The organism is Rheinheimera soli (assembly GCF_021290985.1).
GTDB classification, from domain to species: Bacteria; Pseudomonadota; Gammaproteobacteria; order Enterobacterales; family Alteromonadaceae; genus Pararheinheimera; species Pararheinheimera soli.
Genome location: NZ_JAJOYU010000003.1, coordinates 117,432 through 132,833 on the forward strand (window position 1 = coordinate 117,432; position 15,402 = coordinate 132,833).

The following is a 15,402-nucleotide window of genomic DNA, read 5'->3' on the forward strand; positions in this document are numbered from 1 at the left end:
GCTTAGTCTTTTAATAGCTGTGCCATTTGCACACCAGCCATAATGAAAGGCCCTGTGCCTTTGCTGTCGTTGCGGTAAATAGGCTCACTCATGTAATAGTGATAGCTACCGTCGCGACCTGCACCTAAACCTGCTACCTGCACCATATTGGTCAGGCTGATGCTGCCATCCGGATGCACCAGTACAAATTCATTTAACAGGCCTTGCCAGGCTTTTTTACTGATCTGCAGGTACTGCTCTTTTGGCAAATAACCTTTATTGATGGCTTTGGCATAAAAGTAGACAAACATACTGCTGCCGCTCGATTCCAGATAATTACCCCGCTCGCCGGCTTTATCCATGATCTGATACCACACGCCCGTTTCAGCATCCTGATACTTGGCTAAATCTGCTGCCAGTTCAGTCACCATATTCAGCAGCGGCTGGCGTAATTCGGTGTTATCCGCTGGTATATAATCCAACACATCCACCAGCGCCATAGCTAACCAGCCAATAGCACGGCCCCAGAAGTAAGCTGAACGACCTGTTTCTTTATCAGCCCAATCCATTTGTTTGGATTCATCCCAGGCATGGAAATACAGGCCTGTTTTGTCGTCACGTAACTGCTCACGGGTCACTACAAACTCATGCACGGCTTGATCCAAGCTGGCACCTTGTTCAAACAGGCTGCTGTAATAAGCTAAAAACGGCATGCCCATATAAACCCCATCTAACCACAACTGATGTGGATAAATATTTTTATGCCAGAAAGCGCCATTTGAGGTTTTAGGATGATGCTTTAACTGCTCACGTAAGGCTTGAGCGGCCAGTTGATATTTTGGCTCTTTTGTTTGTTCAAATACCCGCAGCAGCAGGTTGCCGCTATTGATACTGTCGATATTAAATTTGCTGGCGTCGTAGCTGTGAATGGTGCCGTCTTCGGTGACAAAGGTATCAGCCATTTTACGGATCACGGCCTGATAAGCCGGATCTGCGCCGTATTTATTTAAATCATCAAAAGCCTGGATCAATAAGCCTGTGGTGTATTCAAAGCTGACAGGCCTGTCACGTTCAGTGTCCCAACCGCCCCAATAATACTGGCCTGCCTGACGATTCAGCTCAGAGTTGGCCAGCTGCTGGCTCCAGTATAAAGCCCGTTCGCTGGTCATAGGCTGACTGATTTGTGTGTTGGTGAATTCTGTTTTTAAACTTAACCGTGGAGTCAGAGTTAAACGCTCCACTTCTTGCTGCAAATACTCCACAAACTGCTGCTCATTGGTGATGCCATTCAGCTCATGTTGCCAGGCACCTAACAGGTAATACTCCAGATGTTGCCCAGATACACTCATCACAGCCACATGGTTATGTTCGTCTGTCGTTAATTCTTTGAGCTTGCCGCGTTTAAATAAAATTGCCATGCCCAAATTAGCGCCATCCAGACTTTGTTTGCCATAAGTTGCCAGATAAGTGTAGGTATGGCCGCTGCTTTCCAGTGTGCCTGTTAACAGCTTAGTGTCGGGTAGTTTCACTATGCCCAGCGCCAGATTATCCAGTGGCTGGCTTAACGTCAGGCGATTTTGCAGCAAACGGCTGCCTGCTGTCATGGATAAATGTGCTCTGATATCCAGAGTCTTACCGGCAATTTGCCAGTTTTTGTAGTCTATGGTCAAAGCTGAATACAGAGCGCCATTTTCGATAATATTCACTGTATGGCCGTCCAGCTTGGAGACTCGTTCTACTTGAGATCCGTCCCAATAGCCAAAACCACCGGCGCCTACAGCTTTGCCAACTTTCAGTACATCCATGCCCCAGTCCGCTGGTTCATGATAGGAGCTGTAACCATCCTGACCTATTTGATCGAGCACAGGCTTACCGGTTTTATTGCCAAAAATATCAAAGCCGTTACGCCAGTCGAGATAAATACGGTAAGCCACTTTATCGGATTCAATACCAGGGCCTTCATAACGAATAAATTCACTGTGATCGGTGTACTGTGGCGGCGGAGTCAGGTGCTTTACATTTTCAAAACTGCCACCGATATATTTTTTGTCTTGCCACTGTCCGCCAGTTTTTTGAGAAATTTCAGCCTGAGTTTGTTTTGGCAATTCTGTGGTTGTGCCTGCAGTGATTTGCACGGCTAAAGTTTCACCAGCACTCAGAGTAGGGCTGATGAGTAAGGTATCTTTTTGACCATCCGCATTGCGGTCAATCCACTGGGATGGCAATTGACCTTGTGCTGTGGCTGCAATAAAAGCTGAATTCTGAACTGCGCTTTCTGTTAAACCTAAATCTGCAGCAGACACATAGATGGCTTCTTGCACTCTGGCGAAATCAGAGGGGTTATGAATGCTTAAGCTGGCGACAGATGTGGTGGTAGCAGGCTGAGCAACTACTGCCTGTTGTTCCGGTGCTGGGGCTGGTTTACCGCAGGCGGCTAAAAAACTTAAGGTGAGGCTGGAAATCAGCAAAGGTCGCTTCAAGACATAGATCACGGCTAGTACCTATTGTAAATAGTAAAACAAAATCGTGACTTGCAGCAGAGCACCACAAGTCACGCCAAAGCCGCCATCCCTGGCTAAGCGATGAGATTCTTGTCCAAAAAGGATTAGAACTTGTATTGAGCGCCTAAGTAATATTGACGACCTGTTTCATGGTAATAAGTCAGGCGGTCCCCCGCTGAATCTACCCATTGGTCATCTACTTCGTCGGTCAGGTTCAGTGCTTCAAAACTGATTTTCCAGTTGTCGTTTAAGGCATAAGAGACAGAGGCGTCTACGTTAGTCGTCGCGTTGGTGCCTTCCATATCGTTGTTATCACGACCTATAGCAGTTGTCAGGTATTTACCACGTTTCGCCATCGAGACACGGGCATTTAAGGCTTCATGTTCGTAGTAAATAGTGGCGGCAGAGGTGTTTTTTGACAAACCGTTTAAGTCACGTGTTGCCTGCACTACACCAGCTGCGCTGATATAGTCCATCTGGGCATCAACATAAGTGTAGTTAGCAATAAAACCAAATCTGTTCCAGAACTCAGGCAAGAAGGTGAAAGGTAACTGGTAGCTGACTTCCATACCTTTTAAATCACCACCAGGGCCGTTCAGTGGTGTAGTGACTTGCCAGTCTACATTTTCATTACAGTCTGCATTGTAACCAGGACCAGCTGTACAGGCATCAATAGCGGCCTGAATAGGTAAACCCGTTTCAGTAAAGGCTTTGGTTTCACGTAAAGTCTGGACATGGCTGTCGATATCTTTGAAGAAAAACGCCAGACCTAACATCGACTCGTCAGAGAAATAAAATTCAAAGCCTAAATCGTAAGTGCGGGCTTTGGTTGGCTCTAGTTGTGGATTACCACCACCTACAGAGCGACTGCCGCCTGATACAGAAACCGATACATCAGGACGAATAGCACCTAAACCAGCTCGTGCCATTACTTCTGCTGCGCCAAAACGTACTATCACATCTTCCCAAGGCTCTAAAGCCAGGTTAAGGGACGGCAATACTTCGTTGTAATCATGTTCTGCAGTGATCTGAGTAGGACTGGCTGCAATTGTCGCCCAGGCTGTCGATTTCTGGTCTGATTTGACATGACGTACACCTATATTACCCCGTAAAGGCATATCAGCGATGTCTGTATCAAAACCTAATTGCAGGTAGGTGCCTAAACTTCTTTCGTTGGCAGAATAGTTATCAGGACGACGGAAGTCTGCACTAACGGTAAATTCCCCCGTATTACTGTAGATACCATACTGAGCATCTATGGCAGCAAAATCAGGCACTAACCAGGCCGGTTGGCTGCCTAAACCTGAATCATATTGCTTCAGTAAATCCGGCGTATAAACAATACCTGCGCCGTTTTCAGCCTGACGACGGGCCTCATAGGTTTCAAAACTAAAGTCTTTGTAATGCAAACCCGCTTTTAACGTCATATTGTCGGTGAGCAAATAAGTAAAATTCAGCTCTGCGGTATCAAAAGTATTTTCTGCCCCCAGTGGACGTAAACGCACACTGTTGGAGGTCCAGCCTGTAGGATCAAACACACCAGCGCCATAAGTCAGGGCCGGGCTTTCTCTGTTACTGCCACGATAATCATACGCAAATTCAACACCACGTTTTTCTGCCACTAAAGTGGTTTGTACCGGGTTATCAAATTCTGAAGTTGCAGTGCCTACCATGGCATCCATGCTCAGGTTATCTGTCAGATGTTGCTTCAGCGTCACGTTGTACTGCAAAAATTCAGTGCTGAGTTCGTCAAAACGGTTTTCGGCACGGATAGTGGCATTTTCAAAACTGCCGTAAGTCATGGTATTGGTGTCATCGATAAAATAATCGAGCACATTCATCACACCTGTATTGCCAGAAGCCGCAGTTGCTGAGGTTGGTCTGTTTGCACCTGCGTTCAAAATACCCTGTAAAAATACTTCGTTACGGCTTGCATCTGTTTTGGCATATAAAATATCTACATCAATTTTAGTGTCGTCATTCAGTCTGAACTGAAAAGACGAACTTAAGCCTAAACGGTCCATATCATGAGTGTAGGAGTCGTAACGTGGTAAACGTGGACGGAATGCGTTATTGATATCATCCAGTTCTGGTGCAGCGCTGTCACCCTGATAAGAACCAAAGTCATTGACGTTGTTCCAGCGTACTGTACTGGCACCCTGATCTTTTAACTGACGTTCTGAATAAGAAGCGGAAAATAAAGCGCCGATTTTACCGTCAGCAAAAATATTACTGACTAAAAATGAGGTTTTAGGATCAGATTTTTCCGACAAGTCGTTGTAACCCATCTGGCCTGATGCCGCAAAAGTAAAGCCATCGTAGTCAAAAGGCTGAGCTGCTCTCAAATCAACAGTGGCACCTAATGAACCCTCTTCGACATCAGCGGATGCTGTTTTACGCACTGTCAAAGAGCTGAATAAATCGGAAGAAAAGGTATTGAAGTCAAAACCACGGCCACGGTTGGCGCCACCAATTTGGTCTGTACCACCACTGGTTGACACTGCTTCCATACCGTTGATACGAACACGGGTAAATTCAGGGCCCAGGCCCCGAACTGAAATTTGACGGCCTTCACCTGCTGCACGCGAAATAGCAATACCTGGAATACGTTGTAAAGATTCGGCCAGGTTTAAATCCGGGAAGTCAGCAATATCTTCAGCCAGAATGGCATCGATGGCGCCATCTGATTGGCGTTTTTGATTTAAAGCGTTGGATAACGAATCGCGGAAACTGCCTTTCACTTCGATCACTTCAATTCTTTCTTCTGCTTGCGTAGTTTCAGCTGTTTCTTGTGCTGATACAGAAAATAGTGAAGTACAACCTGCGATAGCTAAAGCTAAAGCAACTTTATTCGGGTGAAATGGCGTGTTGGTTTTGGCCATGATCTCTACCTCGTCCTGTCTGGTTCAAAGCGTTCAGCCAGTACATGCCAGCTGTATTTTTAATAATGGAAGACGCTTTGTGCGACTCCCTGTTGATTTTGTCTACCGGTGGCAAAAAATGCTTGCAATTTTGTGCCACCGATGGCAAAAAGCTAACACCAAGCTTAGATTACTGTCAAACGTCGCACAAAAAAAAATCAATGATGTTCTGATGTTTTATTTAGTGTTGATAGTTAACTTGTTGTTTTGTATTGATAATGTTGCATAGTTTGGAGCCGGATAAAATAGGTTTTGTTCCAGATGTGAAATTAATTCTGATTGGACTGAACTTCACGGGCATTTTGAGCATTAAATGTGCAATGGTTTAGCTAAGGTTTAGCGAACAGATTAGCCAAGGGTTAGCGAATGCTTACGCAATATCCATGCAGTAAAAAATGCAGTGCTTCAGACAAAAAAGGAGTCAAAGAATGTCGGCTTTATTTTCGTTAAAAGGGCAAACAGCTTTAGTTACAGGTGCCAGTCGTGGCTTGGGCAAAGCTATTGCACAGGCATTGGCGCAAGCCGGCGCTTCAGTGATTTGTTGCAGCTCTCAATTAGACGGAGCCAGCGCCACAGCCAATCAGATTAAAGCTGAAGGTGGGCAGGCTTTTGCGCTCGCTGCTGATTTGTCTGATTTGGAACAGGTGCGTGCACTGGCACAAAGTGCTTTGGCATTGGGCGAAGTACATATTCTGGTGAACTGCGGAGGCACTATTTTCCGTGCTCCTGCTGTGGATTACCCGATGGAAGAGTGGCAGACGGTCATGCGGGTGAATCTGGATTCGGCATTTTTACTCAGCCAGTTGCTTGGCGCTGAAATGCTTAAACGTGGACAGGGCAAAATTATCAATATTGCTTCTATGTTGTCCTACAGCGGTGGAATTACCGTGCCGGCTTACACCGCCAGTAAACATGCCATCACTGGTTTAACCAAAGCGTTGGCGAATGAATGGGCCGCTTCTGGTTTAAATATCAATGCGATAGCACCGGGTTATTTCCGAACCGACAACACTTTCGCCTTACAGCAAGATCAGGTTCGCAATCAGGCTATCCTGGCGCGGATCCCGTCTGGGCGCTGGGGAGAACCTGAAGATTTAGCAGGTGCTGCTGTGTTTTTGGCGAGCAGCGCCAGTAATTATGTCAATGGCCATGTACTGGCCGTGGATGGAGGCTGGCTAGCTCGCTAGAGTGCGCCATAGCAGGAGAACAAAATGAACGTAATTTTTGAAAACCGTTTTGCCACAGCGCCATTGGATGTCAAACACTACGACACCGAAAAGCTACGGCAAAACTTTCTGATTGATAACCTGATGCAGGCCGATCAACTGGTGTTGTGTTACACCCACTATGAACGTTTGATTGTTGGCAGTGCAGTGCCTGTTGATGCTCCCGTTTTATTGCAAACCGTAGACGCGCTGAAAGCCGAGTTTTTTCTGCAACGCCGTGAGCTGGGTGTGATCAATGTCGGTGGCACCGGGTATGTTGAAGTCGATGGCAATAAATACGAGCTGGCGAACAAAGAGGCCTTGTATGTCGGTATGGGCTGTAAAAACGTCAGTTTCCATAGTTTGAACAGCGAAACTCCGGCCAAATTCTATTTGAATTCCACTCCTGCACATCATGCTTATCCGGTACAGCATGTGCGGATGGCTGATTGTAAAAAACTGGAGATGGGCGCTTTAGCCACTAGTAACGAGCGCATTATTTATCAGTTGATGATTAAAGAAGTAGTGCAAACCTGTCAGTTGCAAATGGGCTTAACAGTGTTGAGTCAGGGCAGTGTCTGGAACACCATGCCAGCGCATCAGCATGACAGACGGATGGAAGCCTATTTCTATTTTGATCTGACCCCAGGCCAGGCTGTGTGCCACTTTATGGGCGAGCCAACAGAAACCCGTCATTTGTGGATGGGCAATGATCAAGCTGTGGTCTCTCCGCCCTGGTCTATTCACAGTGGTGTAGGTACAGGTAGCTACGCCTTTATCTGGGGCATGGCAGGTGAAAATCTGGATTATCACGATATGGATAAATTTGGTCCTGATCAGTTGAGATAAGGACCACGAAGCTCTGGGGAGGGCTTCGTTCATCATTAATAGCTTAGTAAAACAGGGCAACAATCACTGCGGTAGACAGTGTGCCCTTCGACGGCGCCAGCAGTACGAGCGCTGACTTATAAAAAAAACAACAGGTAGGTTAGACGATGAACATTAGTACACTGCGCGGCATGCTGCTGTGCTGCGGTTTGGCGACTCTGCTATTCACTGCGGGCTGTCAACGCCAGCAAGAGCAGATCACCTTACGCATGGGCCATTCACTGGATCAGGAGCATGTGGTTCACAAAGCTATGGTCTATATGGCAGAAAGGCTGGAGCATTACTCAAAAGGGCAGATGCATATTCAGATTTACAGCGGTGGGCAGCTGGGTTCAGAACGTGAGCTGATTGAACTGTTGCAGATTGGCAGCTTGGCTTTAACTAAAGTGTCAGCCAGTCCGCTGGAAGGTTTTGTGCCTAAGATGCAAGTATTCAGTGTGCCTTATGTGTTCAGAGACAGTGCGCATTTATGGGCTGTACTGAACGGTCCCATAGGCCAGGATTTACTCAATTCGATGCAAAACGCCCGCTTGCATGGTTTAGGTTATTACGACGCGGGCAGCCGCAGTTTTTATACCACCAACAAAGCTGTGCATCAGCCCTCTGATTTAAAAGGTTTAAAATTCCGGGTGCCTAATAGCCAAACTGCAGTGCAGATGGTGCAAACCTTAGGTGGCGCTGCGACCCCTGTTGACTGGGGCGAGCTCTATACCGCATTACAGCAAGGCGTAGTGGATGGTGCTGAAAACAATCCGCCTAGTTTCTATTTATCCCGTCATTACGAATTATCCAAATACTACAGTCTGGACGAACACACTTCAGTGCCGGACGTGATTTTAATGAGTCTACCTGTCTGGAAAAGCCTGAATGCGCAGCAGCAAGGTTGGGTGCAACAAGCCATGAATGATTCAGTGCGTTATCAGCGCGAGTTGTGGCAAGAGGCCAGTGATGATGCCTTAGCTAAAGTCAAAGCTGCTGGTGTGGAAGTGATTTATCCGGACAAAGCCGCCTTTGCCGCAGCAGTACAGCCATTGCATCAATCGCTGCAGGGCACGGAAGTGGGCGATTTGATGGCGGAAATTGCGTTGATCCAGGCTGAAACAGCAGGAGCGTCCAATGACTAAATTAGTGTTGTGGGTCGATTGGTTGTTAAAGCGCAGTTTAATGCTGCTGATGGCCAGCATAGTGCTGGTGGTGTGTTGGCAAGTGTTGTCACGTTTTTTACTGACCAATCCCAGTTCAATGACCGAAGAAATTGCCCGCTGTTTATTATTGTGGATTGCGATGTTAGGCGCAGCTTATGCCTATCGGACAGGCCAGCATTTAGGTCTGGATATAGTCACCAGCCGGATGCCACCGTTGTGGCAGAACCGTATCGCTTTTGTGTTAACTGCTGCTGTGGTGGTGTTTGCGTCCATAGTGATGGTGTGGGGCGGTGGTGAACTGGTGTGGCTAACCTGGGAGCTGAACCAAATGTCAGCAGCACTGGGTATCCGCATGGCCTGGATCTATATGGTCTTGCCTTTAGCCGGGCTCTTGATCGCTTTTTATGGGGTATGTCAGCTGCGTTGTCTGGCGGAAAAGATTCAATTAGTCCCGGCAGAGGAGGCTGAATAATGGAATGGTCTGTACTTATTTTAATCTCTGTATTTTTTACCTTGTTGTTACTGAATGTACCTATTTCCTTTTGTATTGGTTTAGCCACTTTATGCACCATGTTGCTGTCGATGGATTTATTGCCAGCTGTTACCACGCTGGCGCAGCGGATGGCGGGTGGTTTAAATAGCTTTGCCTTACTGGCTATCCCATTTTTTGTGTTATCAGGACTCTTGATGGGGCGGGGCGGTATCGCCAAACGATTAATTGAAGCTGCTATGGCGTTGGTCGGCAGCCTGCCTGGCGGTCTGGCACTGGTGAATGTATTGTCCTGTATGTTATTTGGCGCTATCTCAGGTTCGGCAGTTGCAGCTACTTCTGCTATAGGCAGCTTTATGGTGCCTGAGATGAAAAAGCAGGGCTATGATGTCAACTACAGCGCAGCTGTCACTGCAGCGGCGGCAACCACTGGTATGTTAATTCCCCCTAGTAATATTATGATTGTTTACGCCATCGCCAGTGGTGGTGTGTCTATTGCCGCTTTATTTGTGGCTGGTTATTTGCCGGGGATTTTGTTGGGTATAGCTCTGATGGTGGTCTGTGCCGGTTACGCCAAAATGAAAGGTTATCCGCTGGCTGCCCGCCTGCCTTTGTCTTTAACCTTTAAAAAGCTGGCTGCCGCTATTCCTAGTTTGTTGATGATAGTGCTGGTGATCGGTGGCATTATCAGCGGTGCTTTTACTGCGACAGAAGCTGGTGCAATAGCAGTGGTTTATTCATTTATTCTTGCGGTCTGTGTGTATCGCGAAGTGAAAGTTAAAGAGCTGCCGGCTATTTTACTGAAGTCAGCTGAAACCACAGCCATAGTGATGGCATTAATCGCCACCTCTGCTGCCATGTCCTGGATATTATCCTATGAAAACATTCCGCAAACTGTCAGTCAGGGTTTACTGACCTTAAGTGAAAATCCGCTGCTGATTTTATTGTTAATCAACATTATTTTGTTGGTGGTGGGCGCTTTTATGGATATGACACCAGCAGTGCTGATTTTCACGCCTATCTTCCTGCCTGTGGCGGTGGAGCTTGGTATGAGCCCGCTGCACTTTGGCATTATGATGATTTTGAACCTGTCTATTGGTTTAGTTTCACCTCCTGTTGGTAGTGTGTTGTTTGTCGCTTGTGCTGTGGCCAAAACCAAACTGGAAGCCTTGATCAAGCCGTTGTTGCCTATGTATGCCGCTATGGTTGTGGTGTTATTGCTGGTGACTTATGTGCCAGCCATCAGTGAATTTTTGCCTAATCTGTTTGGGCTGTAGGAGCTGTTATGACCAGTTATTTGATCCCAAATCTTGCCAATGCCTGCCGCATGATGGAGTTAGTGGCGGCATCAGGTTCTGGTTTAACCTTATCCCAGTTGGAACAGCAACTGCAGGTACCCAGAACTAGCGCTTTTCGTATTTTACAAACCCTTTGTCATCAGCAAATGTTGTACAAAGAGGGCAAAAAATATCGGGTGGGCAGCAGTTTATACAAGATGGGGCTGGATTTATTGCAGCACCACCATTTGCACCAGTTGGCTGTGCCTGTGCTGCATAAATTGACGATCAGTACAGGACTCACCAGCCATCTGGCTTTGCCACGGCCCGATGGTGCTTTAATAGCTGAAGTTTGTGACAGTCCAAATCCTAGCCATCTGGCAGCCAGACCAGGGTTTTTAGCGGATCTGCATTGTTCTGCCGGTGGCAAAGTGTTTCTGGCTTTTAACTACTTTGATCAACTGGCTACTTTGCCGGGGTTGCAGCAAATGAGCGCTAGAACAGCACAAAGCATTACCGATCTCAATCGCTTGCGGGTAGAATTGCAAAGCGTTTTAGGCCGGGGTTATGCGCTGGACGATCAGGAGTATCAAGCCAACATACGCTGTATTGCTGTACCCATCCGTAATGCGCAGGGCATAGTGGTTGCTTCTGTTGGGGTGACAGGTTTAAGCAGTATTTTATGCAAACAACGTTTACCACTATTGGTTGCTGCCGTAAAACAAGCTGCTATCGATATTAGTCTGGCGTGCTACAGGCCTGCTTTGCTGGCCAATGATAAATAACAGGACAACTGGATGATACAAAAAAGTTCGACCATTAATGACGTAGCCCGTCTGGCTGGTGTGTCCAAGCGCACAGTGTCACGGGTGATTAATGGCTCTTTAAGTGTGGGAGACAGCACCAGAGTCCGGGTCGAAAAAATTATCGCTGAACTGAATTATTCGCCAAACACTCAGGCTCGTGGCCTGGCATCCAGCCGCTCGTATTTGTTAGGCTTAATTTACGACAACCCGGATGCTTTGTATCTGGATGATGTGCAACGTGGTGTGCTGGAGATTTGTTCTACGCTGGGCTACGAGCTGGTGGTGCATCCTTGCCGTTATCGCAGCGAAACCCTGGTGCAGGATTGTCTGAATTTCATCAACAGATCCAAGCTCGATGGTGTCATTGTGTTACCTCCGGTGTCTGAACTTGAGTCTTTGGCTGAAGCACTGAAAAATGCCGGTCGGCCTTATGTTCGCCTGACTTCTGTGGCAATAGACGAACCTCAGCATATAGTGGTGTCGGACGACCGCTCTGCTGCTGCCGAAATGGCGCGTTATTTTGCTCAGTTAGGCCATCAGGACATAGCTTTTATCAGCGGTCCACAGCGTTATAAGTCGTCGACTGAGCGGATGGAAGGGTTTAAATTGGGTTTATCTGCTTATGGTATAGCCCTGAAAGCCGAGCGCATTATGGAAGGTAATAATACCTATGAAACCGGTATTGAATGTGCCCGTAGTTTGCTAAGCCAAAGCCCTTTACCTACAGCAATTTTTGCCAATAACGATCAAATGGCCGCTGGCGTGCTGAAAGTAGCGCATCAAATGGGGATAGCTATTCCACAGCAGTTGTCGGTGGCTGGTTTTGATGACAACTTACTGGCGTCCAGAGTAATACCTGCTTTAACGACAATCAGGCGTCCGGTACGACAAATGGCGCAGCTGGCGACCACAAAAATGATTATGGTGATTGAACAAAACGATAAAGCAGCACAACAAGTCGCAGCGAAAGTTGCACCCACTCTGGTTGTGCGGGAATCCACAGCCCAGGTTACAACAGCAGTTTCTTAATAAGTTCAGCTGAATTTATAGTTTTTTTAGTTTTCCCGGTCAAAAAAATAGAGTAAGGTAACTTTATTAGAAAAAATGAAACCATCTTTTGACTGGGATGGCGCTGATGTCTATTTTTGCAGAATTTATCAAAATATTACGTAACAAAAACTTCAGTGGGATAGTCACTGTACTTCTGCTACAGCTTTTTTTGGCCCTGCCATTTTCTGCCTCCGCCGCAACAGCGGCTTTAACGGATTACTTTCGCGAAAGCTGGAATACCCGCCAGGGCTTGCCCCACAACACGATCAACAGTATTAGTCAGACTCCGGATGGTTACCTTTGGTTTGCTACCTGGGAAGGTGTAGCCCGTTACAATGGCCGTGAATTTAAAGTCTTTGGCCGTGAACAACAAACCGGGTTGCCAGACTCTGGGATCCGGGCTTTGCATCTTGATCCCAAAGGACGTTTGCTGGTTGGCGGATCCCGTGGTGGTTTGGCTTTGTTACAGGATCAGCAATGGCGTCCAGTGGATGCCGTATCTTCTTTAGTTAATGAAGTTCGTGGGGATGCCAAAGGCCAGCTGTGGGTTGGCACTGAAGGTGGAGGTTTGTTTTGTCTGCAAACGGATGGCTCTCGCCAGCAGTGGACGCGGCATCATGGTTTACCCAGCAACACCTTGTACAGCCTGCTGCATGATGATAACGAAGGGCTCTGGATAGGCACAGCCGAAGGCTTAGCTTATTTGCATCAGGGTAAACTGAGTACTGTGGTCAATAGCCCAAAACTTCCGGTCTTCGCTTTGGCTTATTACCAGGGAAAGCTTTATCTCGGCACTGAACGCGGCTTGTATCAGCAGCAAGAGAACGACTTTGTGTTAGTGCAGCCTGAGCTGCATCAAACCGCTATCTCCAGATTATTAGTCGATCATCAAGGGGATTTATGGATAGGCACTGTAGAAGAGGGCGTATTTCGCCTGAGTAATTATGGTTTAGAGCAACTGACAGCGCAGCACGGTATGCCAAATAACAGGGTGCTGGCTATCTATGAAGATAACGAGCGCAGCATCTGGCTCGGTACCAATGGTGGAGTGTTCCGTTTACGGGATGCACCTTTCGCGACCTTAAGCACTGAACAAGGCCTGCCAGATAATTTTGTCCGTACTGTATTACAGCATTCGGATGGCAGTGTCTGGATTGGCACCGCACGTGGAGTGGCACGTTACAAAGGCGGCCAATTGCTTGCTGAAACTAACCTGCTGCCGGAACAGGTGGTATTAAGTCTCGCTGAAACGCCTAAGGGAGATGTGCTGATAGGGACCTATTCTTCAGGAGTCTTCCGCTATAGCCATGGCACCTTGACCAAACTGCTCGACCGCAATTCAGGGTTATTGTCCAACGAAGTCAGAGCCATTTTACCTTTGGCTGATGGAAATCTTTGGCTCGGGACAGCGCAGGGACTCAACCTCTATCACCAGCAGCAGGTACGTAGTTACACCACTCGCGAGGGCTTGCCTGCAGATTTTGTCATAGCTCTGCACAAAACAAAGGATGTGTTGTGGGTGGGAACCGGCGCTGGCGTCACCCGTCTGGTCAATGGCCAATTTGAGCCTTTGTCTTTGTCGGCTTTAGATCAGGCCGAATATGCTTTTGACTTTTATGAACAACCTGACAAAAACTTGCTATGGCTTGCGACAGACCGGGGCTTGGTGCGTTATCGATTAGATACAGCAGAGTTGGCTATGGTAGGGCGTAAAGCCGGTATGCCTTTTGATAAATTTTTTCAGGTGCAGGCTGATTTGCATGGCAACTTCTGGTTGAGCAGCAACAGAGGTATTTTACGTATCAGCCGTCAGGACGCGAATGCGGTAGCGGATGGCACCTTAGCTGAAATATCCTTTGATTTGTATGGTGAAAGTGACGGCATGCTCAGTGCGCAAGCCAATGGTGGGTCAAACCCTGCAGCTATAATGGCAACGGATGGCGCTTTATGGTTTGCCACGGCTTCAGGTGTCAGCCGGGTACAGCCCAGCCGCTTGGCTGCATTTGCTGAAGCTGTTCCTCCTGTGGTTCTGGAAGAATTACTGGTGAATGGGGTTGCGAAAAAAATCAGTGACAGCATTGAATTACCGCCGGACAGTGACAGGGTAGAGTTACATTTCGCTGGTTTAGGTTATGTGATGCCTGAACGTATTCAGTACCGCAGCCGTTTAGTTGGGTTTGATGCCAACTGGCTGGACAGAGGCAAACAGAACTTTGCTGAATACACCAATCTGGCGCCGGGTCGTTATGAATTTTTGGTGCAGGCAGCAAATTCGGGTGGTCCGTGGAGTGAAGCTGCCCGCATAGAACTGATTAAACATCCACACTGGTGGCAAACCCGTCATTTCCAGTGGTTGGGCACTTTATTTACCATAGCAGTGCTGCTGTTGCTGCTGTATTGGCGTATGTCCAGCCTGCGCAATTCAGAGCAGCGTTTAAAGCGGCAGGTTGCGGAAAAAACCGCAGAGCTGCAGCAAAAAGCCAATAGTCTGCAGGCTGCAGATGAAGAAAAGTCAGCTTTGTTGGCTCAGCTGCATCAACAGACTTTAGCTTTGGCTTTGCAAGCCAGGCAGGATGGTTTAACTGGTCTTGCTAATCGCCGTGCTTTTGATGAAGTGCTGAGTAAAGAATTCACGCGTTCACAACGATTAAAGCAGTCATTGGCTTTGGCTTTTATCGACATTGATCACTTTAAACAGATCAACGACACCTGGTCTCATAATGCAGGTGATGTGGCATTAGTTGCTATAGCAGAAAAAATCCGGCAGCACTCCCGCTCTGTCGATTGTGCTGCGCGCTGGGGGGGCGAAGAGTTTGCGTTACTGATGCCATCGACCAGTCTGGAACAAGCACAGTTAGTGTGTGAACGGTTACGACTGGAGATTATGGCGCTGGACTGGCTGGATATAGCAGAAGGTATCAATATTACGGTCAGTATAGGTATTGCCATCAGCGACGAGCTGAATGATGCCAAACAACTGCTGTTTTTAGCCGATCAGGCTTTGTATCAGGCCAAACAACAAGGCCGAAATCGCGTCTGTGCAGCCTGAGTTTAAGGCCTTTCTCTGCCTTTTGAGTTCAATAATGGAATCTTGCCTTTGAAGTTCTCTGACCAGTTGCCATCGGTGGCAAAATTTTTTG

General features: G+C 47.4%; 10 protein-coding genes. 8 read left to right on the forward strand and 2 right to left on the reverse strand.

Translation table 11 applies throughout. From position 1 onward, the window contains the following. Positions 1-2: 2 nt before the first annotated feature. On the reverse strand, positions 3-2,471 hold the full coding sequence (locus tag LSG37_RS03875; protein WP_233078627.1) for a DUF4861 family protein: 2,469 nt from the start codon (positions 2,469-2,471) through the stop codon (positions 3-5). Between the two features lie 113 nt (positions 2,472-2,584). Beyond that, the gene (locus LSG37_RS03880) at positions 2,585-5,362 is read right to left on the reverse strand and encodes a TonB-dependent receptor (protein ID WP_233078628.1); all 2,778 of its coding nucleotides are present in this window, start codon (positions 5,360-5,362) and stop codon (positions 2,585-2,587) included. A gap of 467 nt (positions 5,363-5,829) precedes the next feature. On the opposite strand from LSG37_RS03880, the gene LSG37_RS03885 reads away from it, so the two are divergent. From LSG37_RS03885 to LSG37_RS03920, 8 genes are all read left to right on the forward strand, one after another. Then, the gene (locus LSG37_RS03885; protein ID WP_233078629.1) at positions 5,830-6,588 is read left to right on the forward strand and encodes an SDR family oxidoreductase; all 759 of its coding nucleotides are present in this window, start codon (positions 5,830-5,832) and stop codon (positions 6,586-6,588) included. Between the two features lie 24 nt (positions 6,589-6,612). Beyond that, a complete protein-coding gene (gene kduI / locus LSG37_RS03890; protein ID WP_233078630.1) occupies positions 6,613-7,455 on the forward strand; it encodes a 5-dehydro-4-deoxy-D-glucuronate isomerase in 843 nt (280 codons plus the stop codon). Positions 7,456-7,601: 146 nt separating this feature from the next. After that, a complete protein-coding gene (locus LSG37_RS03895) occupies positions 7,602-8,618 on the forward strand; it encodes a TRAP transporter substrate-binding protein (protein WP_233078631.1) in 1,017 nt (338 codons plus the stop codon). Then, positions 8,611-9,111, forward strand: a complete 501-nt coding sequence (locus LSG37_RS03900) for a TRAP transporter small permease (RefSeq protein WP_233078632.1) — start codon at positions 8,611-8,613, stop codon at positions 9,109-9,111. Before LSG37_RS03895 ends, LSG37_RS03900 begins: the two co-directional genes overlap by 8 nt. Continuing rightward, positions 9,111-10,406, forward strand: coding sequence for a TRAP transporter large permease (locus tag LSG37_RS03905; RefSeq protein ID WP_233078633.1), 1,296 nt, complete (start codon positions 9,111-9,113; stop codon positions 10,404-10,406). Before LSG37_RS03900 ends, LSG37_RS03905 begins: the two co-directional genes overlap by 1 nt. Positions 10,407-10,414: 8 nt before the next feature. Further along, a complete protein-coding gene (locus LSG37_RS03910; protein ID WP_233078634.1) occupies positions 10,415-11,191 on the forward strand; it encodes an IclR family transcriptional regulator in 777 nt (258 codons plus the stop codon). Positions 11,192-11,203: 12 nt separating this feature from the next. Next, positions 11,204-12,241 (forward strand): LacI family DNA-binding transcriptional regulator, encoded by a 1,038-nt coding sequence (locus LSG37_RS03915; protein WP_233078635.1) that lies wholly within the window; start codon positions 11,204-11,206, stop codon positions 12,239-12,241. 106 nt (positions 12,242-12,347) lie between these two features. Continuing rightward, positions 12,348-15,311, forward strand: coding sequence for a two-component regulator propeller domain-containing protein (locus LSG37_RS03920; protein ID WP_233078636.1), 2,964 nt, complete (start codon positions 12,348-12,350; stop codon positions 15,309-15,311). Positions 15,312-15,402: the final 91 nt, after the last annotated feature.

Coding starts and splice junctions, on each gene's coding strand:
- LSG37_RS03905 (WP_233078633.1), top strand. CDS start 9,111: ATGGAATGGTCTGTACTTATTTTAATCTCTGTATTTTTTACCTTGTTG.
- LSG37_RS03910 (WP_233078634.1), top strand. CDS start 10,415: ATGACCAGTTATTTGATCCCAAATCTTGCCAATGCCTGCCGCATGATG.
- LSG37_RS03895 (WP_233078631.1), top strand. CDS start 7,602: ATGAACATTAGTACACTGCGCGGCATGCTGCTGTGCTGCGGTTTGGCG.
- LSG37_RS03885 (WP_233078629.1), top strand. CDS start 5,830: ATGTCGGCTTTATTTTCGTTAAAAGGGCAAACAGCTTTAGTTACAGGT.
- LSG37_RS03920 (WP_233078636.1), top strand. CDS start 12,348: ATGTCTATTTTTGCAGAATTTATCAAAATATTACGTAACAAAAACTTC.
- LSG37_RS03880 (WP_233078628.1), bottom strand. CDS start 5,362: ATGGCCAAAACCAACACGCCATTTCACCCGAATAAAGTTGCTTTAGCT.
- kduI (WP_233078630.1), top strand. CDS start 6,613: ATGAACGTAATTTTTGAAAACCGTTTTGCCACAGCGCCATTGGATGTC.
- LSG37_RS03900 (WP_233078632.1), top strand. CDS start 8,611: ATGACTAAATTAGTGTTGTGGGTCGATTGGTTGTTAAAGCGCAGTTTA.
- LSG37_RS03915 (WP_233078635.1), top strand. CDS start 11,204: ATGATACAAAAAAGTTCGACCATTAATGACGTAGCCCGTCTGGCTGGT.